20 protein-coding genes and 1 pseudogene are annotated in these 20,997 nt (G+C 64.0%); 7 read left to right on the top strand and 14 right to left on the bottom strand.

All coding sequences use genetic code 11. The features are described from left to right. The first annotated feature begins 297 nt into the window (after positions 1–297). Entirely contained in the window at positions 298–801 is a 504-nt protein-coding gene (tpx, locus tag WAO18_RS01620; RefSeq protein ID WP_422203324.1) for a thiol peroxidase, read from the top strand. A 74-nt stretch (positions 802–875) separates the two neighbouring features. On the opposite strand, the gene WAO18_RS01625 is transcribed toward tpx, so the two are convergent. Beyond that, the gene (locus WAO18_RS01625) at positions 876–2,162 is read right to left on the bottom strand and encodes an acyltransferase family protein (RefSeq protein WP_422203326.1); all 1,287 of its coding nucleotides are present in this window, start codon (positions 2,160–2,162) and stop codon (positions 876–878) included. Positions 2,163–2,314: 152 nt separating this feature from the next. Here WAO18_RS01625 and WAO18_RS01630 point away from each other — a divergent pair, with 152 nt between their 5' ends. Continuing rightward, positions 2,315–2,665: a hemophore-related protein gene (locus tag WAO18_RS01630; RefSeq protein ID WP_422203328.1), complete on the top strand. Its 351-nt coding sequence runs from the start codon at positions 2,315–2,317 to the stop codon at positions 2,663–2,665. 64 nt (positions 2,666–2,729) lie between these two features. Here WAO18_RS01630 and WAO18_RS01635 read toward each other — a convergent pair whose 3' ends face one another. The 3 genes from WAO18_RS01635 to WAO18_RS01645 are packed head-to-tail and all read right to left on the bottom strand — an operon-like array spanning position 2,730 to position 5,442. Next, positions 2,730–3,539 carry a glycoside hydrolase family 16 protein gene (locus tag WAO18_RS01635; RefSeq protein ID WP_422203329.1) on the bottom strand — a complete coding sequence of 270 codons (810 nt, stop codon included), beginning with the start codon at positions 3,537–3,539 and terminating at the stop codon, positions 2,730–2,732. Between the two features lie 28 nt (positions 3,540–3,567). Further along, positions 3,568–4,389, bottom strand: a complete 822-nt coding sequence (locus WAO18_RS01640; RefSeq protein ID WP_422203331.1) for an alpha/beta fold hydrolase — start codon at positions 4,387–4,389, stop codon at positions 3,568–3,570. A gap of 12 nt (positions 4,390–4,401) precedes the next feature. Further along, positions 4,402–5,442, bottom strand: a complete 1,041-nt coding sequence (locus WAO18_RS01645) for a class I SAM-dependent methyltransferase (protein WP_422203333.1) — start codon at positions 5,440–5,442, stop codon at positions 4,402–4,404. A gap of 61 nt (positions 5,443–5,503) precedes the next feature. Between WAO18_RS01645 and WAO18_RS01650 the strand changes: the two genes are divergently transcribed. Together WAO18_RS01650 and WAO18_RS01655 are read left to right on the top strand one after the other, a co-directional pair. After that, positions 5,504–6,349: a class I SAM-dependent methyltransferase gene (locus WAO18_RS01650; protein ID WP_422203335.1), complete on the top strand. Its 846-nt coding sequence runs from the start codon at positions 5,504–5,506 to the stop codon at positions 6,347–6,349. Positions 6,350–6,445: 96 nt separating this feature from the next. Beyond that, a complete protein-coding gene (locus tag WAO18_RS01655; protein WP_422203354.1) occupies positions 6,446–7,138 on the top strand; it encodes a DUF1906 domain-containing protein in 693 nt (230 codons plus the stop codon). 1 nt (position 7,139) lies between these two features. On the opposite strand, the gene WAO18_RS01660 is transcribed toward WAO18_RS01655, so the two are convergent. The 7 genes and pseudogenes from WAO18_RS01660 to WAO18_RS01690 form a co-directional block, all read right to left on the bottom strand. Further along, positions 7,140–8,300 (bottom strand): glycosyltransferase, encoded by a 1,161-nt coding sequence (locus tag WAO18_RS01660; protein WP_422203337.1) that lies wholly within the window; start codon positions 8,298–8,300, stop codon positions 7,140–7,142. After that, entirely contained in the window at positions 8,297–9,481 is a 1,185-nt protein-coding gene (locus WAO18_RS01665; protein WP_422203356.1) for a PP2C family protein-serine/threonine phosphatase, read from the bottom strand. Before WAO18_RS01665 ends, WAO18_RS01660 begins: the two co-directional genes overlap by 4 nt. A 71-nt stretch (positions 9,482–9,552) precedes the next feature. Then, a complete protein-coding gene (locus WAO18_RS01670; RefSeq protein ID WP_422203339.1) occupies positions 9,553–10,353 on the bottom strand; it encodes an alpha/beta fold hydrolase in 801 nt (266 codons plus the stop codon). A 237-nt stretch (positions 10,354–10,590) separates the two neighbouring features. Beyond that, positions 10,591–10,706: pseudogene (locus WAO18_RS01675) on the bottom strand (hypothetical protein); the annotation flags it as partial. Between the two features lie 164 nt (positions 10,707–10,870). After that, the gene (gene katG / locus WAO18_RS01680; protein WP_422203341.1) at positions 10,871–13,078 is read right to left on the bottom strand and encodes a catalase/peroxidase HPI; all 2,208 of its coding nucleotides are present in this window, start codon (positions 13,076–13,078) and stop codon (positions 10,871–10,873) included. Positions 13,079–13,114: 36 nt separating this feature from the next. Then, a complete protein-coding gene (locus WAO18_RS01685) occupies positions 13,115–13,531 on the bottom strand; it encodes a Fur family transcriptional regulator (RefSeq protein WP_422203358.1) in 417 nt (138 codons plus the stop codon). A 94-nt stretch (positions 13,532–13,625) separates the two neighbouring features. Further along, on the bottom strand, positions 13,626–14,318 hold the full coding sequence (locus tag WAO18_RS01690) for a hypothetical protein (protein WP_422203342.1): 693 nt from the start codon (positions 14,316–14,318) through the stop codon (positions 13,626–13,628). A 290-nt stretch (positions 14,319–14,608) separates the two neighbouring features. Between WAO18_RS01690 and WAO18_RS01695 the strand changes: the two genes are divergently transcribed. Next, complete coding sequence (locus WAO18_RS01695; RefSeq protein ID WP_422203359.1) at positions 14,609–16,084, top strand: FAD-dependent monooxygenase; 1,476 nt, start codon at positions 14,609–14,611, stop codon at positions 16,082–16,084. A gap of 18 nt (positions 16,085–16,102) precedes the next feature. Here WAO18_RS01695 and WAO18_RS01700 read toward each other — a convergent pair whose 3' ends face one another. Continuing rightward, positions 16,103–16,519, bottom strand: a complete 417-nt coding sequence (locus WAO18_RS01700) for a ferritin-like domain-containing protein (protein WP_422203344.1) — start codon at positions 16,517–16,519, stop codon at positions 16,103–16,105. Positions 16,520–16,693: 174 nt separating this feature from the next. Between WAO18_RS01700 and WAO18_RS01705 the strand changes: the two genes are divergently transcribed. Beyond that, positions 16,694–17,935: an osmoprotectant NAGGN system M42 family peptidase gene (locus WAO18_RS01705; protein ID WP_422203346.1), complete on the top strand. Its 1,242-nt coding sequence runs from the start codon at positions 16,694–16,696 to the stop codon at positions 17,933–17,935. A 38-nt stretch (positions 17,936–17,973) separates the two neighbouring features. Then, complete coding sequence (locus WAO18_RS01710; RefSeq protein WP_422203348.1) at positions 17,974–18,912, top strand: transglycosylase SLT domain-containing protein; 939 nt, start codon at positions 17,974–17,976, stop codon at positions 18,910–18,912. 1 nt (position 18,913) lies between these two features. On the opposite strand, the gene WAO18_RS01715 is transcribed toward WAO18_RS01710, so the two are convergent. After that, entirely contained in the window at positions 18,914–20,197 is a 1,284-nt protein-coding gene (locus WAO18_RS01715) for an MFS transporter (protein WP_422203350.1), read from the bottom strand. A gap of 89 nt (positions 20,198–20,286) precedes the next feature. Continuing rightward, positions 20,287–20,844, bottom strand: a complete 558-nt coding sequence (locus tag WAO18_RS01720) for an FKBP-type peptidyl-prolyl cis-trans isomerase (RefSeq protein ID WP_422203352.1) — start codon at positions 20,842–20,844, stop codon at positions 20,287–20,289. Positions 20,845–20,997 lie beyond the last annotated feature (153 nt).

Raw genomic sequence — 20,997 nt, forward strand, 5'->3', positions numbered from 1 at the left:
AGGGCGGCGGCCGCGGCCGCAGCCGCAAGCAAGCCCATCCCACACGTCAACAACAAGTTGCGTCGATTCATCTCCGGCACAGCTAGACGATATAGGAGAGGGCCTGCGGGATGCAGGGGTGACACCAGAATTCGGCGTTTTCGCTGGTAAAAGGCCGGTCCTGAGCAACTTCAGCCGACCTGGCCGGTGCCGATTCGTCAACGATCCTCTCCTCGGGACGTGAAGGTTGCAGCTTGAGCAGTCGCCCGCGGCTGCCCCGACCCGACACCGGTGCGCGGACCTTGGCAGACTGTCGGCATGGCACAGATAACTTTGCGTGGAAGCACGATCAACACCGTGGGCGAGCTGCCCGCCGTCGGGGCTTCGGCTCCGGCATTCAACTTGGTCGGCTCAGATCTGGGTGCGGTCAACAGCGAGCAGTTTCACGGTAAGCCCGTGTTGCTGAACATCTTTCCCTCGGTGGACACACCGGTGTGCGCGACGAGTGTGCGCACCTTCAACGAGCGCGCCGCCGCCGGTGGTGTCTCGGTGGTGAACGTCTCCAATGACCTGCCGTTCGCGCAGGCGCGATTCTGCGGCGCAGAAGGCATCGAGAACGTGCAGAGCGCCTCGGCGTTCCGGGACAGCTTCGGTCAGGATTACGGCGTCACCATCGCTGACGGTCCATTCGCGGGCCTCCTAGCCCGGGCCGTCGTGGTCATCGGCGCTGACGGCAATGTCGCGTACGAGGAGCTGGTGCCGGAGATCGCGCAAGAGCCGAATTACGATGCAGCGCTGGCCGCGCTGAACGCATCGTCCTGACTCCCAGCGGGTTTGGCGACTACCTCAGGTAATACAAGTAGGCGTCAAACCGCTACGGCGACAAAGGGTTTGCACTACTCACTGGTGCGGTCCGGCGCACACAGCGTCACCAGCAGCACGCCGACGGCGAATATCACCGCGGTCAGTCGGGGGAAATGCGCGTACGGCGCGAAGCCTTCTGCGGCCAGGAACGCCAGCCCGTAGGACGCCATCGCGGCTCCGGCCAGCATGATCGGCTCGGCCCAGCGACCCCTGAGCACATTCAGCCCGGGGAGTGGCGCGGCGAAAAAGCCTCGGCCCCACCACAAGAGTGCCAACTCGACCGCTGTCACCACGCTGAGGATCACCACCCATAGCAGCCGGGCCAGCCACCACTGAGCCCCGCCCTCGACCGGTTGTGGCAGCAGCCCGTTCGGGTAACCGATGATCGCCACGATCACCACCGGAATCATGTGCCACAGGTACAGCGCCATCACGTTGGTGTTGGCCCGCGACAGCACTCGCTGAACCACTCCGGGACGCAGCGCGCGATTGAGCAGCGGCGCGACGCTGATCGCCAGCCCGGCCTGCGCGCAGCCGAATGCCAGCATTGCGGCCGAGGGTGGCTCGGTGTTCTGCACGGCCTGGCCAGGCACACCGATCATGCTGATCGGATAGGGACCCAGCCAGATCAGCAGCCACAGCCCGCTTGCCGATCCGGCTGCGAGCAATACAGGTCTGTATCCAGCCAATAGTCCGCTCTGCCAAGCTATTCCGAGTTGGTAGAGCAGGGCCCAGCAGAGCAGATAGTTCAGCCAACCCAGATGTGGCACGTGGCCGGCTAGCGAGGCAACGTCAACGGCCCCGACACCGACCGCCAGCACTACAGGAACCAGAAGTCCCCAACGACGTTGGGCCGCAATCGCAGCCGGCGTCAGCGATACCACCACCAGATATACGGCGAGGAACCACAGATGCATCGCCACCGCCCAGCCCGCATATTCCAGCGTCGAACCGGTCACCCGCAAGGCGTCCAGGATGGCGACAACGACAGAGACCAGCGCGACATAGACCGTAGAGGGCCCCAGCACGCGGGCGAGACGATGTCGCAGCCAGGTTTGGCGCGGCAGCCCCTCAATGGTGTGCCGATGGCTCCACGACACCGCAGCGGCATAGCCGGCGACCAGGAAGAAAACCGGGACGGCTTGGAAGGGCCACGTCAGCCATTGCGTCCAGGGCTGGTCGACGAGCGGGTTCTGCCGACCGAAAGCCCCGTCCTGGTAGGTCACCGCGCCGGCTAGCCAGTGCCCGAGAACGATCAGGGCCACCCCCGACACGCGGTAGAAGTCCACCGCCCAATTTCGGAGCGGGCCCTCGGTCATAACCGAAAAATACCCACGAACCGCAAACCTAAGTGTGGCCTGTGAGGTATATGAGTCACATCGCGGCGAAGGTCGTTGACTCAACCCTTCCGGTAAACTGAGGATCTCGACGCCGAGGTTCGGCGGATCGTAGTCCGGAAGGTGTTCCATTCATGGTCACGCGTTCGATGAGCAAACTGGTTGCTGCAGCCGGGGGTCTGGCGTTGTCGGTGCTCGCAGGCGCGGGGATCGCTGCGGCAGACGGCCTGTCGCAGCAGGCAATAGACACCACCTGCAACAAGGGCCAGGTTATGGCGGCCCTGAGGGCGATATCACCAGGCGACGCGACAAAACTGAGCAGCTCCGGGAGGGCAAATTTCTTTCTGGATCAGTACCTCGGGGCGCCTGCGGGTTCGCCGCAGCGCATTTCGCTCGCCAACCAGGCACAATCGCTCGACCCCGCGACGGCGCAGCAATACATCCCGCTGATCAATCGGGTCGTTGCCAACTGCAACAACTACTGACGTTTGCCGGTGAAGCGGTGAATCTGCAACACGCAGTTTCACCGCTTCACTTGTATCAAGCGAATTACCAGACCCGGATCCAGTCGACCAGCATTTGCGCCGGGTAGGTCCCCGGTCCGGGATCGCCGCCGCCTGAACCGGCGACTGCGAGATTGAACACCGGGTAGACGGTGTAGCCGGGGCCGTTGAACGGCCAGTCCGGCAGCGAGTCCGCTGGAACGTCGAAATAGGGCGCCGCGCCGTCGGCAAAGTCTTTCCAGAAGCGGATGCCGGCCGCGTCCCATTGGCAGCGCCATGTGTGCCAACCGCTGTCGACCCCGGTGTTGTGGGTCTTCCATTCACCGCCGTTGGCTTTCGCGTGCACGGTGGTGGCGGACGGCCAGCTGCCGTTGCCATACCACTCGATGACGTCGATCTCGCCTTGGTCCTCGTTGCCCAGCCAGTAGGCGGGCCAGCTGCCCGCGGTCAGGCAATCAAATTTGATCCGCGCTTCCCAGGTATGGCCGACGCCCCCTCGCCAGAGGCTCTGAATTTTGCCGCTGAAGAAGGTCGGGCCATCTTTCGCGGCCTTGAGGACCAGGTTCGACTTGCCGTCTACAAAGACATTGCGGCGATCGTCGCGGTATTGGCCGATGTTCTCGGGCAACTCCCAGCGCGTCGGATCCTTGATTTGCTCGCGCGCTTTGGCCACGGTCCATTTTCCGGGATCAGGCGCCGACCCGGACGGGCCGTCGAAGTCGTCTTGGAAGATGTAACCGCCCGACGGCGCGGCCGGTGGCCGTGGGTAAGCCCGCGCCTGTGGGATCGGAGCCGCGGCTGCCAGCACGCCGACACCCGTCATCAGCATCATGGTCCGTCGATCCATCTCGGGCATAGGCACTGCACGATAGCAGCGGCGCCGATCACAGATGAGTCAGGAGTCGCTCCGCGAACACGTCGGGGTGCTCACGGTGCATGAAATGCCCGCCCGGAACCTCCTCGACTACGTAGTCGCCGGCGAACATCCGCGCTGCGTAACGGTAGTCCGCCGGCTCCGCAACCGGGTCATCGAGCCCCGCGAAGACCACGGTGGGCACGGTGATTTTCGTCTTCAAAGAAGCACTGGGTATCGGTGACAGCTTTCGGTAGTAGCCGAACGCCGCGTTCAAGCTCGCGGGATTCGAGAAGCTCGCTCGCACAGCATCGAATTCGTGACCCGCGGGACTCCACGTGGGCGACCACCGCCGACAGATCGCCGGAAGTGCCGCAAAGTCGTTGCGCGCGAAGCGTTCCGGTGCTCCAGGCAGTTTGTACGCTGCGAAATGGCGCACGCCCCAAAGCTTTTTCAACGACGGCCTGAGCGCCGCGGGGTGGGGTATGGCCAGGACGAACAGCTTCTTTACCCGATCGGGGCCGAGGGCTGCCGCACCGTATGCGGCCGAGGCCCCCCAGTCGTGGCCGATGACGATGGCCTCATCGGCACCGAGCGCGTCGATCAACGCGAGCGGATCCCGCGCCAGCGTCTCCTGGTCGGCGTCACGGTCCGGGATTGCGGTGGGGTGGTAGCCGCGCATGAATGGACTTACTGCGCGATATCCCGTGGCCGCGATGCGGGAGCGCAGATCGTCCCAGGTGTGCGCGGTGTCGGGGAACCCGTGCAGCATCAGCACCAGCGGCCCGGATCCCTCTTCAAGGTAGGCGAATTTCAGCCCGTTCGCGTCGACGAAGTGGATTGCATCGGTCATGACTATCGAACCTCATACCTTCTGATAAACGAGCCAGCGCAACTCGATTGGCGACTCTTCACGCTCGACATCGAACACGTCGAGGCCACTGGCCCACCCCTCGAACCACGCGGTGGGTGGCCAGGCACGGTCCGGAAGATGGGTCTTCTCGTACTCATATGCCGAGTCATCGGCAATGAGCTCAAGGGGCAGCTGGGACGATGCATCGTGCAGTTCGTCGCGGGTGAAAATCATGGTGTTGCACTGCTGCCCGAGTTCGCGGGCTGCGTCGTCGGGGGGGTAGTCGGCACGCGCCAGAAACGAGTTGAACACCAGCCGCCCACCCGGGGCCAGGCAGTCCGCGGCGAGCTCAAAGATTCCGCGCAACTCGCCGGCGGTCCGAAAATCCGGGACCACCTCGGCTAGGACGATCAGCTGATAGTCGCGGCGAACACCGTCCATGGTCTCGAAGACGTCGCCATTCAGCACACGCACCTCGAGTGAGTCGCGTTCGGCCTCCGCGCGAATGATCTCGGCGAACTTCGGACTCATCTCGACCGCATCCACCGGGTGGCCGCGCCGCGCCAAGGCCAGGGCGTTGCGCCCAGTTCCCGCGCCGATGTCGAGCACCGGATGAGATCGAGGATCGGCCACGTCGCTGGCCAGCGCCCACACCCGGGCGTCCGGTTCGGTGCCGAATAGCGGTCCCTCGCGAGTGCCGACCCAGCCGTCGTAGGCGCCGCCGATCGTCACGGATTCGGTTGCGACACGGTAATTCATGGTGATGCCGAAGGGAGCTTGGAACGAGATCACGATGTTCGATCGGGACGAAGCCGTGAAGGCCTTCGCCAGCTCGGCTGCCAGCACCGTCCTCAGCTGAGCGGATTGCTCGGCGCTGTATTGCACGCCGGCAACGGCAAAGACGTTGCCGCACATCTTGACGTACTCGTCGATCATGCTGGGCACCGCGGGAACCGTGATCTGTGCTGTCACCGCCGCTCGGCGGTACAACCGGCGAGCTACCGCTTCGCGCAGCGTGGACGGAGTGAAAGACCCGGCGGTCTGATCCTCCATCAGACCCTTGTACACGACCCGACCCCTGTTCCACCAGCGACTGAGTGCTATAACGCAACGTATGCCAGACGACGGGCACTTCATCACACACGTTTCAGACACCGCCCGATGGACGGCGACGTATCGGGCAAACGAGTCGGCTCGTGCTGACGCGCTGTTCAAGGATCCACTGGCCGAACGTCTGGCGGGGGAGCAGGGCCGCGCGATCGTTGCCAAAACTCCGGTAACGAGCCGCAACGGCTGGTGGCTCATCGCGCGCACCAAGATCATCGACGACGCCATCGCCAAAGCGATCGCCGACGGCTGCGACCGGGTGCTGAACCTCGCGGCCGGCCTGGACACCCGACCGTACCGCTTGGACTTGCCGGCTGATTTGCCGTGGATCGAGGCGGACCTTCCGGAGCTGCTCGCAGAGAAGACGCAACTCCTTGCCGACCAGACGCCGCGCTGCCGGCTGACCCGCACAGCGGTCGACCTTTCCGACCCGGCGGCCCTCAATGCATTCTTCGACGATGCCCTCGACGGTGCCCGCAAGGCGCTAGTGTTGACCGAGGGCCTGTTGATGTATCTGGACAACCCTGATGTCAAAGCACTTTCGGACGCCATCGCCCGACCCGAGGTGGCTTGGTGGATGTTCGACTTCGGCGGCCCAGGATTGAAGAAGCGGATGAACGAGAAGATGGCCGGCATGTTGCAGAATGCGCCCTTCGTATTCGCGCCCGAAAACGGACTGGCGTACTTCGAAGACCTCGGGTGGCGGGTAGTCGAGTCCGAATGGCTGATGGCGGCCGCCAACCGACTCCACCGACTACCGATTTTCATGCGGCCGCTCGTGTGGGTGACACGGCCCAATCCCCGCAATCCGGGCGGAAGGCCCTGGAGCGCCACGGCTCTCCTCACCCGCTGAGGCCGGACCGTGACCGACTCATTCGAAGCGCGAAGTGTTTCACGCCGTGAACTTGCCAAATACGGTGCGGCAGCGGTTGTCTTAGGCCTGGGGTCAATGCTCGACGGGCGTAAAGCCTTTGCTGACAACCCCAGGCTGATCGACTTCGCCGAGCGTCGAATCGCGCCGGACGAAATCAGATCGGCCGGCTATACCGGGGTGGTGAACTACGTGTCCGAGTCGCGGCCGGGCGCGAACTTCGAGGCCAAGCCCATCACCCGCGACTACGCAGACGCGCTGCGCGCGGCCGGTCTACACATCGTCAGCAACTTCCAGTACGGCAAGCCGGGCGGAACCGCGCCGTCGGATCTCACCCGCGGATTCGACGGTGGGGTAGCGGATGCGCAAGCCGCGCTGCGGCTGCACTCCGCCGCCGGGGGAAGCAACTCCGCGCCGATCTTTTTCAGTGTGGACGACGATATCGACGTCAGCATCTGGAATAGTCTGGCCGTCAATTGGTTTCGCGGCATCAACTCTGTACTGGGTGTGCAGCGAACCGGGATCTACGGGCATTTTCAGGCCTGCCAGTGGGCGGTCAACGACGGCGTGATCGGCCACTCCAGCACAGCAGGGCACCGATGGGCGTGGCAGACCAGGAGCTGGTCGCATGGGCAGCGCGACGCCGCTGCGGTGCTGTACCAGGAAGTGGTCAACAGCCCGTCGAGCCCGGGCCCGCTGCTCGGCGGCATCCACATCGACGTTGATGAGGTGCTTGCCGCCGACTTCGGCCAATGGGATCTGAATCGATGATCTAGTCGGCGCTAACAGCGCTCTCTACGAGATCAGCAGTGCGAGAAGCGCTTTCGTGAGTCGACATCATCTGCGCGGCGATGTTGCGAGCCCGGGTCAGATATTCAGGAGCAAGAATCGACTTCAGGCCGGCAACCAGTGACTGCTGGTTGGTATTCGAGAAGCGTCGTGCAGTACCAATCTTCAGCTGTTCAACGCCGGCCGCCCACACCGGCTGATCGAGCCAGAGCCACAAGATCAGCGACGGCACACCCGCGCGCATGGCGGCCGCAGTAGTCCCCGCACCTCCGTGGTGAATGACCGCCCGGCACGCCGAGAGGACCGCCGCGTGATTGACGGCGCTGACGAACTTCACGTGGTCGAAATGATCGAATTCGGATAAATCATTGGGGCCAGAGCACACTAGCAGCCGCTCATCTACCTGCGCGCACGCCGCGATGGTCATCTCGACGATGTCGGCAGGAGGAGAAATCGGCGTGCTGCCCAGGCCGAAATAAACAGGGGGAGTCCCGTCGGCAATCCACGCGAGAACCTCATCGTCGGCATCCGTCGGCGACTCCAATGTGAGCGCGCCGACGAACGGCCTGCCCGGCTCTGCCCATTGCGCAGGCTGCCCAGGAAGGCAACGCTCGTCGTAGGCTTGGATCTCCAGCAATGCCGCCGTCGGCTCGGGCGCCTCCGGCAGGCCCAAAGCCCGGCGCAGGGGACCTTCGGACAGCTCGGTGAGTTGTGCATTCAGCATTCCGGACGGCTGTATCCGCGGGGGGAAGAAGTGCAGCGCGATCAACGGAACGTTGTGATATTCGGCGATATTGGCGGCGAGTCGCTGCTCGTTCATACCGGTCAACAGCACGTCGGCACCCTCTGTCAGCGATGCCAGCGCCGCGCCTTTGTCCGCCCAGACCTTTGTCACGCGTTCCACCATTTCGGGCAGCGCGGAAAGGGGATTATTGGTGACGAAATATTCTGCCGCCGTGTTCAGCTGTGCATGAGAGTCTGGTCCGTAGGCGACGGCGGTGAGCCCGGCCGATTCGACCAGCCCGAACATGTTGGGCGGGACAGCCATGCGCACGTCGTGACCGCGGCGCAGCAGCTCCCGACCAACCACGGCGCATGGCTCGACATCGCCCCGACTCCCGTAGCCGGCCAGCACACACTTCATCGGCGGGAGCTCAGCGAAGCACGCGCAGCGGTTGGCGAATTCACCGAAGGCACGCCTAGTGCCAACACGGCCGCGTCATCCTCCACACCCGAACCAAGGCTGTCCAATAGCGAATGAATCGCCGCAACGATCGCTGATGCGGTGGTCGGGGCATGTGCGGCAGCGAATTCCAACAACGCTCCGCGGTAGTCGTAGCGCTCAGTGCCGCTACCTATTCGCGCCTCAGTCAACCCGTCGGTGTAGAGCACCAGGGTGTCGCCCGGCCCGAGTCGAAATCTGGCAGCAATGAACTTCGGCTCCATTGGAATTCCGACGGGATGGCCACCGATCGTGTCCGCATAACGCGCCCCACCGTCGGCGCCGAGCACGAGCGGGGGAAGATGGCCGCCGCTTGCGAGATGGACGTCGAATGCACCGCCGTACGGAGTGAGGACTCCGAAAATTACTGTCGCGAATTGATTGACGGTGTCGCGAGACTCCTGGCTCAGGACCGCATGCAGATTCTGCAACACCGACACCGGGTCGTCATCGAAGACCGCGGCTGCCCGCAGCGTGTAGCGGGTCAATGAGGTCACCGCGGCAGCGCCGGCGCCCTTGCCGCTCACATCACCGATAACGAAAGCCCATTTGTCATGGGTGAGCGGGAACAAGTCGTAGAAATCTCCGCCGACATCGTCCGCAGACGCGGTGTGGTAGTACGCAGATGCATCCAAGCCCTCGGGAGGCGACAGTGAGGGCGGCAGCAGCGAGCGCTGCAGAGTCCGCGCCAACAGATGGACCTGCGCGCGTTCTCGCTCGACCCGCTGTCGCTCCTCGAGGAGCTCTCGCTCATATGCTCGTCGGTCTTGCGCATCTTGAATCGTGATGCGCAGCAACAGTGGTTGACCGTCGGAGTCAGATTTGACGTTGGCGGTGAGGAATACGGGCAGTCGCGTACCGTCCGAGGTCACCATATCCACAGTGACACCCGCAAGCTGGCCCCGCAGTTGCAATAGCGGAGCGAAATGAGTTTCGTAGTGAATCCGGCTACCTACCGCCAAGAAGTCCGTGAAAGGCTTGTTTATCAACGCTTTCCGCGAGTAGCCGAGCAACGTCAATAACGTGGCATTCACCCTGGTGATTCGCCGGTCCGGCCTAGCCACGATGTAGCCGCACGGCGCATTCTCAAGCAGATCCTCAATGCTTTGGTCACCGCCCGCCGATCGCGGTGAGCTGAAAGTCTCGGCAGGCGAAGACGACTCCGGTTGCCGTGTCACGACGCCCCGGCGAACGCCGCGATCGCCTGCGCGGTGATGTCTGGAGCGCTGATCTGGGGGCAATGACCGGTTGCTTCGAGCGTGACCAGTTCGCTGCCGTCGATGTGCTGATGCACGTAAGTACCGACCTCGCGAGGCGCCAAAGTGTCGTGTGCGCATTCAATCACCAGGGTGGGCACCGATACTCGCGCAAGGTCACCGCGATTATCGGATAAGAAAGTGGTCCGCGCGAAGACCTGCGCACAAGCCGGGTCGGTCCGGCAGAAGCTATCAGTGAGCTCGTCGGCGAGTTCAGGTTGATCCGGCGTTCCCATGATCACCGGCGCCATCGATCGCGACCACCCAAGATAGTTGCTCTCGAGTGAGTCCAGTAGCTCGTCGATGTCGTTGCGGGAGAAGCCACCACGATAGTCGCCCTCGTCGATATAGCACGGTGAGGGAGTGAGCAGGATCAACCTGGCGAAGCGGCTCGGGTCGGTCGAGACCGCGAGCACTCCCATCATCGCGGCAACCGAGTGGCCGACGAATGTCACGTCGTGCAAGTCAAGCAGGCCAACGATGCCGAGAATATCGTCGGCATATCCCTGCAATGACTCGTACCGTCGGGGATCCCAGGCCGAGGGGTCCGAGGCACCGCAGCCAACGTGGTCGAACAAAACCAACCTGAAGCGTGGCGCAAGTCGCGCTTCAACTAGGCGCCACAGATTCTGATCACACCCGAACCCATGGGCCAGCATGATCGTCGGACCGTCGTCGACTCCGGCGATCCGCACGTTGTTCCGCGCCCGCAAATTCACGGTCTCATCATGCCACCGGCGTGCATCGCGGCCGTCGGCATTCTGCGCTGGAAGCGCCTCATGCTGATGCTGCCTCTTCGAAGAGATCGGCGGTGCTGGCAGCGCTTTGGCGGGTTTGGTCATCTAGGCGGCAATGTCACGGGCTTGGGCAAGGCATTGCGGAGTGAAGATCGAGCGTGGACGGATGCCGCATCATGGGAACGAAATCCTCGTCGCGCAGCAGCGCCTGCAGTCCCGGCCGTAGGGGAACGCGGTGAGCCCCGTCGATTCGACGAAGCCAAGCATCTCGGGCGGGACCGTCGACGCCATCCGCACGTCATGGCCCGACGCAGCAGCTCGCCGGCGACGGCGATTCAGGGCTCGACATCGCCGCGACTTCCATAGCCTGCCACCACAAATTTCAACGGCGGAAACCTAACTCGCGGTTATCCATTGCGATGCCAGTATTCGGGGTTGACGCACAGCACCCCGCGAGCGGGTGCCCGCGGGGTGCCGTGGTGTGTCGGTCGATCGGCTGCTACTTGAGGTCGAACCGATCGTTGTTCATGACCTTGACCCATGCCGCGACGAAGTCCTCGACGAACTTCCCCTTGGCGTCGTCCTGCGCGTAGACCTCGGCCAGCGCACGCAACACCGAGTTCGATCCGAACACCAGGTCGGCTGCGGTCGCAGTCCACTTGGCGGCGCCCGATGACCGGTCGTGGCCCTGGTAGACGTTCTCCGCGGTGTCCGACGCCTTCCATTCCGTGCCCATATCGAGCAGGTTGACGAAGAAGTCGTTGGTCAGCAAGCCCGGCTTGTCGGTGAAGACGCCGTGCTTGCTGCCGCCGTGGTTCGCGCCCAGGGCACGTAGTCCACCGACGAGCACGGTCAGCTCCGGAGCAGTCACGCCCAGCAGGTAGGCCCGCTCCACGAGCAGGTGCTCCAGCGGCGCCTTTTCACCCGGCCGTGCGTAGTTGCGGAAACCGTCGGCCCGCGGCTCGAGCACTGCGAACGACTCGACGTCGGTGCTGTCCTGCGAGGCGTCGGTACGACCCGGCGAGAAGTGCACCGAGATGTCGTATCCAGCGTCCTTCGCGGCGTTCTCGATCGCCGCAGAGCCCGCCAACACGATCACGTCGGCCAGCGAGATCTTCTTGCCACCAGAGGCCGAGCCGTTGAAGTCCTGCTGGATCTTCTCCAGAACCGGCAGCACCTTGCTGAGCTCGGAGGGTTCGTTGACCTCCCAGTTCCTCTGCGGCTCAAGGCGAAGCCGACCGCCGTTGGCGCCACCGCGCTTGTCGGTGTTGCGGTAGCTCGCCGCCGCAGACCACGCGGTCTTCACCAACTGCTGCACCGACAGGCTGGAGTCGAGGACCTTCTTTTTCAGGCCGGCGACGTCCTTGTCGTCGACCAGTTTGTGGTCGACGGCCGGTACCGGGTCCTGCCACAGCTGCGGCTCGGCCACCCACGGTCCGAGGTAGCGGGAAACCGGTCCCATGTCGCGGTGCAGCAGCTTGTACCACGCCTTGGCGAAGGCATCGGCCAGCTCGTCGGGGTGGTCCAGCCAGCGCTTGGTGATCTCCCGGTAGATCGGGTCCTCGCGCATCGAGACGTCGGTGACCAGCATCGTCGGGGCGCGCCCGGCCCCGCCGAACGGGTCGGGGATGGTGCCTGCTCCGGCGCCGTCCTTCGCGGTGAACTGCCAGGCGTCGGCCGGGCTCTTGGTCAGCTCCCACTCATAGCCATACAACGTCTCCAAGAACGAGTTGTCCCACTTGGTCGGCGTCGGCGTCCACACCACCTCCAGGCCGCTGGTGATGGCGTCCTCGCCCTTCCCGCTGGCGTATGCGCTCTTCCAGCCGAGTCCCTGCTGTTCGATCGGGGCCGCCTCGGGCTCGGGTCCGACCAGGTCGGCGTCGCCCGCGCCGTGGGTCTTGCCGAAGGTGTGGCCACCGACGATGAGAGCTGCGGTCTCCTCGTCATTCATCGCCATCCGGCCGAAGGTCTCGCGGATATCCACTGCCGCGGCGATCGGATCCGGCTTGCCCTCGGGCCCTTCGGGATTGACGTAGATCAGGCCCATGGTGGTCGCGCCGTAGGGCTGTGCGAGGTCGCGCTTACCGGAGTAGCGCTTGTTGGTACCCAGCCATTCGCCTTCTTCACCGAAGAGAATCTCTTCGGGCTCCCAGACGTCTGCGCGGCCGAATGCAAAGCCAAACGTCGTGAAACCCATCGACTCCAAGGCCACATTGCCGGCAAGCAGCAGTAGATCAGCCCACGAAATCTTGTTGCCGTACTTCTTCTTGACCGGCCACAGCAGCCGCCGCGCCTTGTCGAGGTTTCCGTTGTCCGGCCAGCTGTTCAGCGGGGCAAAACGCTGCATTCCCTGACCGCCGCCGCCGCGGCCGTCGTAGATGCGGTAGGTGCCCGCAGCATGCCAGCTCATTCGGATGAACAGGCCGCCGTAGTTGCCATAGTCGGCCGGCCACCAGTCCTGGGAGCTTGTCAGCACCGAGACCACGTCGGCCTTCAGCGCGTTGACATCGAGCTTGGCGAACTCCTTGGCGTAGTCGAAGTCTTCACCGAGCGGGTTTGCCTGCGCCACGTGCGGGTGCAACCGCGAGACGTCGACCTGTTCAGGCCACCAGTCCTGGTTCTTCAGTGGCGCATGCGATTTCGGCTCCGGCGCTGAGAGTGCCGGGTTTTCGCTTTCGCTGCCCTTGTGGGCTGTATCGGGTGACACTGCGTTCCTTTCAGGGGTGGGTGAATTGGGCTGTGATCACGGTTGTGATCGAGACGTTGCGGTCGAGCAGTTGGGGCACAGACCCCAGTAGATGACTTCGGCCTCGTCGAGGACGAAGCCCTCCAGCACGTTGTCGTCGTCGGACGGGGTCAAACACGGCGCATCGCCGACCGCGCAATCAATGTCGGCGATGATGCCGCAGGATCGGCACACGACATGGTGGTGGTTGTCGCCGACTCGCGACTCATAGCGGGCAACCATGCCCAGCGGCTGGATCCGGCGCACGAGACCCACCGCAGTCAGCGCGTTGAGGACGTCGTACACGGCCTGGCGGGAGACATCGGGAAGTCCGTTTCGCACCGCCGTCAGGATCGTCTCGGTGTCCGCGTGCGGATGGTCATGCACCGCTTCCAGCACCGCGACCCTCGGTCGGGTCACGCGCAGATCGGCCATTCGCAGCTGCGCGGGGTAATCCGTCGACGTCGACGACACAACCCCAGATACTCCGCGCTTATCTGGAGTCGGTCAAGACCTAATTTGGAGTTGGTCAAGAATTAATCGACCTGCTTACCGCCGTGATGGCGGCCTTCGCCGCCTCTGCGGCCGCAAGGTTCGATCCTCTGGCGAGCCGAGCCAGACGGGGGAGCGCATTGCGATGCCTGGCCAGATAGCGCGCGACGGCTGCCGGGTTCGCGGTGCCATCAGGGTGGGTGAGGCCGGCGATATCGGCGTCCACGGTGCCGTCGCCGGCCCGGTCGCTGATGGCCCGCACCACCGACCAAGCGACGCCGCGCTGTTCACACACCTGTGCGACCGCCGCGGTCTCCATGTCCAGCGACACCACGCCCCGCGATCTCAGATCGGCATGTATCGCCCGATCCGTCAGCAGCTCGTCGGTGGTCCACATCGTCCCGTGGGCGTTACCGACGGGAAGTGGTGTCGGTCGGTACACCGAGCCGTCCGCGCTGTTGACGACTCGTTCGGGCAGAACCAGCGACCCGATCGGGGTGTCGTCGTCGATAGCGCCGGTGATGCCGACAACCACCAGCCAGTCGACGTCGACCGCATCGAGTAATCGGGCCGTCGCACCGTCCGCCATGGCGGTGCCGATCCCGGTGACCACAGCGATCACGGCATGGTCGCCGATCTTGCCGACATAGCCCAACCCGGATTTGCGCAGCCGAAGGCGGCGGCGCAGTGGCCGCAATTCCATCGGCATCGCACACACGAAAGCGATCACGGCTGATGCGTACCCACGCCGCTCGATGACACAGCGCCTATCGTAGGCAGGGATCTTGGCAGCCGGGCGCGATCCAACAATTGCTGTACGGCCTTGCGCCAGAACGGAATTCGCTGCTCAAGCCGAGACGGTCAGCCGCCTGCAGCCAGAATTGGGGTGGGACTTAACATCCTCACCTTCAACATATAGCGCACCCGGGGGCTTGCGGCAAGCCCCGGGCGATGGCGCAAAATCGCTGGCCGAAGCGATAAATCGGCGATTTTTGGGGGGACTGAGTGGGTAACGAAGCGATGGCCGGGCACGCGGTAGTCGTTGCCGGGGGAGGACCGACCGGGCTGATGCTGGCAGGCGAGTTGGCGTTGGCAGGGGTCGACGTTGTCATCGTCGAGCGGCGCGCAAACCAGGATCTGGTCGGCTCACGCGCGGGCGGTTTACATTCACGCACCATCGAGGTGCTCGATCAACGCGGAATCGCCGAACGATTCCTGACGCGCGGCCAGATCGCACAAGTCGCGGGGTTCTCCCAGATCCGGCTCGACATCAGCGATTTTCCCACCCGGCATCCCTATGGACTTGCGCTGTGGCAGAACCACATCGAGCGCATCCTGGCCGACTGGGTCGAGGAACTGGCCGTGCCGGTCTATCACGAACACGAGGTAACGGGTGTCGGACACGACGACAACGGGGTCGACGTCGGGCTGTCTGGCGGCCGACGATTGCGGGCGGAGTATCTAGTCGGCTGCGACGGCGGACGCAGCGCGGTCCGGAAGTCGGCAGGCATCGAATTTCCGGGATTGGATCCGACGATGAGCTATCTGCTGGCCGAGGTCGAGATGGCCCGCGAGCCAGACTGGGGCATTCGGCACGACGCCGCAGGTGTACATGCACTCAGCGAGTCGACCGACGGGGGATCGGTGCGGGTGATGGTGACCGAACAGCACCTGGGCCCCGGCGCCGAACCAACCCAGGACGATCTCCGCGAAGCACTCGTCGCCGTGTACGGAACTGAGTACGGCATGCACAGCCCCACTTGGATTTCCAGAGCCACCGACATGACACGACAGGCGGCGTCCTATCGCGACGGGCGAGTGCTGCTGGCTGGCGACGCCGCGCATGTGCATCACCCGATCGGCGGCCAGGGGCTCAACACGGGTGTCCAGGATGCGGTGAATCTGGGGTGGAAGCTTGCCCTGGTAGCTAAGGGGTTGGCGCCGGACAGCCTTCTCGATAGCTATCACGCCGAACGGCATCCAGTCGCTGCCCGGGTGCTGCACCACACGATGGCGCAGATGGCGCTGCTGCGACAGCCAACCGATGACCGCACAAAAGCATTGCGCGACATCATGTCTGAGGTGTTGCAGATGGACGAGCCGCGTCGACACTTCGCAGCGACGATGTCGGGACTGGATATTCACTACGATCTGGGTTCCGGGCACCCGCTGCTCGGACGCCGGATGCCCGATCTCGACATCGTGACCGCGGACGGTCCGCGCCGGGTGTTCACGCTGTTGCATGATGCGCGGGCGGTGCTGATCAACTTCGGCGAGCCGGGCGCATTTCAGATATCTGCGTGGTCAGACCGAGTCCGGCAGATCGACGCGAAATACCTTGGGGAATGGCAGCTTCCAGCCATCGGTACCGTTGCCGCTCCCGCCGCGGTCTTGGTTCGGCCCGACGGGCATGCCGCCTGGGTCGATGACGGCCCTGCTGCCGGTTTGACGGACGCGCTCAACAGGTGGTTCGGACCGCCGGTGGCGCAGCGCTAGGCCGAGCCGGAACGAGCGTCAGCCCTCCAGGGCGTCTTGCAGCTCCCGCACGTGGTCCTGCGTCTGCTGCAGCAGCGGCCGCAGCGCCTCGGCTACATCCGGCAACCCCAGATCGTTGGCCTCGGTCACCCGCTTCCGATAGCGGTCCAGTTGACGTTGTTCCAACTCCACATCGGCCTTCAGCGCCGCCGCTCCGTCGGCCGCATCCGGCACTTCCGGCACTTTGACGGTGGGCTTGCCTCCGAGGAAGTCGATTTGCTGAGCCAGGATTTTGGCGTGTTGCAGCTCCTGGGCCAGGTGGTTGTCCATTTCCTCGGTGATCGAGTGGTACTCGGGTCCCTTGATGGTCGCGGTGTGTTGGATGTATTGGACGATGGACTGATATTCGGTGCCGAGGTCTTCGTTGAGCCGCTCAATGAACTTGGTCTTATCCATAACGCCCAGGTTCACCCAAGACGCTGGCGTTGAAAGCTGGCAGAGGGCCACAGCTAGGACTTCCGGACGGAATACTACGTTTGGAGGAATCCGTCAGACCGGCATTGTGGACCTGACCGACCCAGCAACGGTGCTGATTGGATGTAGCTCCAGAACAAGCACGAGGGAGACAACGTGGGCAACATCGCGGCCATGCCCGAGTCCGACCGCGCGTGGATGATCGACACCCTGTTGGCGCTGTTGCAGACTCCGAGCCCGTCGGGACGGACCGACGTCGTGATGCAACTGATCGGTGACATCTTCAACGACTTCGGGGTGCCGTTCTCATTGACCCGTCGCGGCGCGCTTATCGCTGAGCTCCCAGGAAAGTCGGCCCACACCGATCGGGCAGTGGTGGTGCACGCCGACACTATCGGCTGCATGGTGCGCGCGCTGAAGGACAACGGTCGCCTCGAGCTGATCCCCGTCGGCACCTTCTCGGCCCGGTTCGCAACTGGCGCTCGGGTACGAATCTTCAGCGACGACCCCGACGAGTTCATCACCGGCACGGTGATGCCGCTCAAGGCCAGCGGCCACGCCTTCGGCGACGAGATCGATAGCCAACCCACGGACTGGGAACACGTGGAGGTGCGCGTCGACCGGAAGGTGTCCTCACGCGACGATCTGGTCCGCCTCGGCCTGAAGGTGGGTGACTTCGTCGGATTGATCACCAGCCCAGAGCTCACCGCCGACGGATTCATCGTCTCGCGTCACCTTGACGGAAAGGCCGGCGTCGCCGTTGCGCTGGCATTAGCCAGAAACTTCGCCAAAAACAAGCTTGTGCTGCCGCATCGCACCACGATCATGGTCACGATCACCGAGGAAGTCGGCCACGGGGCAAGCGATGGACTTCCCGCCGACGTCGCCGAGCTGGTTTCGGTCGACAACGCGGTGTGCGCGCCGGGCCAGCACTCCATCGAAGACGGTGTCACGATCCCGATGGCCGATATGCACGGTCCGTTCGATTACCACCTCACTCGAAAACTGTGCCGCCTTGCCGAAGAGCAGGGCATACCGTTCGCGCGAGACGTGTTCCGCTACTACCGATCCGACGCCGCCGCCGCGATCGAGGCCGGTGCGGGCACGCGTGCTGCGCTGGTGGGATTCGGGCTCGACGGCAGCCATGGTTGGGAGCGCACCCACATGGATTCCCTGGAGGCGACCTACAACCTGCTGCACGCCTGGCTGCAGACACCGCTGACATTCGCGAAATGGGACGCAAAACCATTAGGCAAACTGCGCGACTTCCCATCGTCGAAGCAACCCGCGCCGACCGAGCAGTGGGTGCCTTTGGCTCGTGGCGAACATTCCGAGCCCGGCGAGGTGTCGCCAGGCTCGCACTGGCCGCCGGCGCCGGCACCCGACGGAAGCCACTGACCCTAACCAGCCGCGCCGATTTGTACGAGGATGAAGTAATGCGACTGAGCCGAAGCAGTGTGATCCCATCTCTGGTGCTGGGCCCGGTCATGCTCGTGCTCGCCGGATGCTCGCATCCGCCCGGGCCGACCGCGCCAAGGGCGGCGGCGGATCCGATCCCGTCGACCACCGTGGCGGTGGCCGCTTCACCAAAGACGCCTGATGGGGCACAGCCTCGGCTGGCTTCGGACCCCGCACAGTTGGCCGACGACCTCGTCTCCGACGAACACGCGTTGCGCGATCCGTCGACGGGGGAGCCGGGTCTGGTTGCGGCGGCCCACCGCCAGCAGGCCGCTTACCGGGCCATCGGGCAACATCCCGAGTGGGACGGGACTACCCGGCCGCGCATTCCGGCAACGCTGCTCGATGTCTACGACCGCAATGTCGACGCTCGCCGTCAGCTCACCGCGATCACCCCGGTTCGCTCCACGTTGCCCGCGTGGCGCATCATCCCGCCGGCTCCAGCGGATCAACTGCTCGGCTTTTACCACCAAGCCGAGGCGGACACCGGTGTCAGCTGGAACTACCTGGCCGCGATCAACCTCGTCGAGACCCGGTTTGGCAGCATCGACGGCGTAAGCACCGCCGACGCGCAAGGCCCCATGCAGTTCTTGCCCGCGACATTCGCCGCTTACGGCCAGGGCGGCGACATTCATTCGCCGCACGACAGCATCATGGCGGCGGGCCGCTATCTCGCTGCGAATAACTTCGCCAACGACCGGGACCACGCCCTCTTCCGGTACAACCATGCCAACCAATATGTTCGCGCGGTTGATCAGTATGCAGCGCTGATTGGTTCCGACCCTGCCGCTCTCGGCGGCTACTACCGGTGGGACGTCTATTGCCGCACGACAGCCGGAGATGTGTTGCTGCCCATCGGTTATGCCGCGACGTCACCGATCCCGGCCGGGGATTACGTCGCGACCCACCCGCAGTGAATTAGTTTTCGGCACAGACAAGGTCATCTGTGAGGGCCGCGTCGGTCAGCTCTTCAAGCTCTTTGCCCTTCGTCTCGGGCCCGAGCAGGTAGCCGATCAGCGTCAGTACCCATAGGCCGGCCAGTGCCAGGTACGGCGTCTGAAGACCGTAATGCATGATGGCCCAGCCGATGACGGTCGGAGCGGCGATAGATACGACACGGCCGCCGCCGACGGCAATTCCAAACCCGGTGCCGCGCAGCACTGTTGGGAATAGCTCGGCGATGTAGGTGTCGCCCACGCCCCATAACCAGCCGAGGGTGGCGATGGCGACGGCACCGAAGATCTGATACTGCGCCAGCGAATCGGAGGTGGCCGCCAAAATCGTCGCAGCGACTTCGATGACCGCGGCCAGGATCGCGGAGGGCCGTCGCCCAACCCAGTCGGCGAGTCCGGTTCCCAAATAGGCGAACGCCGCTTGCAGCAGGAAGAACACCAGCGCATAGCGAATCGCCTCGATCGGCGTGGCATGGAACCGCTTTACGATGTACGTCGTCAAGAAAAGCGTCATACCCCAGTAGCCGACCGCGTTGGCGGTGTAGATCAGCCAGCCGGCCACCAAACGTCGTCGTACACCGGGCAGGCGCCAGAGCAGCGGCTTGGCAGTCCCGTTGGCCCGGACCGCGACGTAGCGATGTGATTCGGTGATACCGCGCCGGATCAGGAACAGCACAATGGCAGGAATGATCGCGACGATGAACGCGGACTGCCAACCGAAGCGCGGGACCAAAGCCAGCGCGACACCGGCGGCAAGGACGTAACCCAGCGAGAAGAGCGAAAAGATAACGCCGCCAACGCCAATCGCACGGGTCTTCGCCGGCCAGACTTCGGCGGTATAGGGCGCTCCAACCGCGAGTTCGCCGGCCCCTCCGACGCCCGTCAGGAATCGAAGTCCGGTGAATGCGGCGATGTTGGTTGTCAGGCCGGCCAAGGCGGTCGTCACGCCGTACAGCAGGATCGACGCTCCGAGCGTCGTTTTCCGTCCCCACCTGTCTGCGGCAAATCCGAAGCCGATGGTGCCAATGGTGTAGCCCAGCAGGAAGATCGAACCGATGTAGCCGGCCTGGGCTTCGGTGATGTGCAGCGTCCGCTTGATCTCCGGAAGCACCAGACCGTAGATGTTCACCGCGTACGAGTCGAAGCCGTAGCCAAGACCCGCAGTCACGGCGACAAAGAGCGCCTGCCTAAACGTCGTAGGGGAGGCTCGGGGGATCTGGACCGGGATGCTACCGACGCTCAACGCCACGCGTGAACGGTAGGCATCGAGGTCGCAGGTGCAGAAGGGTCCCGATCTTCATGATCAGAATGTCAGCGCCACTGGCGGTGGTCGGCGGCTCAGCTTGTCGCGGCGAGAATCTTGATCGCGAAGACGAGCGAGTCGCCGGCCCGAATCCCGGCTGCGGGCTGACCGTCGGGGTAGCCGTCCGCAGAGGTCATCGCGACAGCGACGGTCGATCCGACGTTTTGTCCCGCGATGGCCTTCTGGAAGCCGGGAACGACCCCGCCGAGGGAAAAGTCGACTGATGTGCCGCGCTCGAAGCTGTTGTCGAAAACGGACCCGTCACGTCCGTTGACGCCCATGTAGCAGACGGAGACCCTGGCTGTGGGCGGGACCGCTGGGCCATCACCGGCATGCAGCGTGTGCACTTGGGTTTGAGTCACGCTGAAGGGTGTCGTGACATTGATGCGCGGAGCCGTTGTATCCGTGGATCCGGTGACCGCGACACTGCCGGTGTTGCCCGGCAGCGTCCAGTCAGTCGCGCCACCGTTCTGCGGCGCAGCGGTCGGGCATGAGCCGGCGGCGGTTGCCGTGCCAGATACAACGAGCGTCGGAACGACCGCCGCGACGAAGGCGGCGAGCACGGCCGAGGAATACAACCGGAAAGATTTCACGGCAATACGCTACAGCCGCTACCTGGGCCCTTTGCACACGCATACGACGAACTCCGATCGCGCCCACACAGCTAGCGTCCGCGTGCCTATTGACCACGGGTACTGGTCCAAGGCCAGCGGCACGGGATTATTTACCGCGATGTAGTCGAGGTT

The sequence above is a fragment of the Mycobacterium sp. genome (genome assembly GCF_049278535.1).
In the GTDB taxonomy this organism is placed as follows: Bacteria; Actinomycetota; Actinomycetes; order Mycobacteriales; family Mycobacteriaceae; genus Mycobacterium.

Coding starts and splice junctions, on each gene's coding strand:
- tpx (WP_422203324.1), top strand. CDS start 298: ATGGCACAGATAACTTTGCGTGGAAGCACGATCAACACCGTGGGCGAG.
- WAO18_RS01625 (WP_422203326.1), bottom strand. CDS start 2,162: ATGACCGAGGGCCCGCTCCGAAATTGGGCGGTGGACTTCTACCGCGTG.
- WAO18_RS01640 (WP_422203331.1), bottom strand. CDS start 4,389: ATGACCGATGCAATCCACTTCGTCGACGCGAACGGGCTGAAATTCGCC.
- WAO18_RS01710 (WP_422203348.1), top strand. CDS start 17,974: ATGCGACTGAGCCGAAGCAGTGTGATCCCATCTCTGGTGCTGGGCCCG.
- WAO18_RS01645 (WP_422203333.1), bottom strand. CDS start 5,442: ATGGAGGATCAGACCGCCGGGTCTTTCACTCCGTCCACGCTGCGCGAA.
- WAO18_RS01660 (WP_422203337.1), bottom strand. CDS start 8,300: ATGAAGTGTGTGCTGGCCGGCTACGGGAGTCGGGGCGATGTCGAGCCA.
- WAO18_RS01635 (WP_422203329.1), bottom strand. CDS start 3,539: ATGCCCGAGATGGATCGACGGACCATGATGCTGATGACGGGTGTCGGC.
- WAO18_RS01685 (WP_422203358.1), bottom strand. CDS start 13,531: ATGGCCGATCTGCGCGTGACCCGACCGAGGGTCGCGGTGCTGGAAGCG.
- WAO18_RS01655 (WP_422203354.1), top strand. CDS start 6,446: ATGCTCGACGGGCGTAAAGCCTTTGCTGACAACCCCAGGCTGATCGAC.
- WAO18_RS01630 (WP_422203328.1), top strand. CDS start 2,315: ATGGTCACGCGTTCGATGAGCAAACTGGTTGCTGCAGCCGGGGGTCTG.
- WAO18_RS01700 (WP_422203344.1), bottom strand. CDS start 16,519: ATGGATAAGACCAAGTTCATTGAGCGGCTCAACGAAGACCTCGGCACC.
- WAO18_RS01695 (WP_422203359.1), top strand. CDS start 14,609: ATGGCCGGGCACGCGGTAGTCGTTGCCGGGGGAGGACCGACCGGGCTG.
- WAO18_RS01650 (WP_422203335.1), top strand. CDS start 5,504: ATGCCAGACGACGGGCACTTCATCACACACGTTTCAGACACCGCCCGA.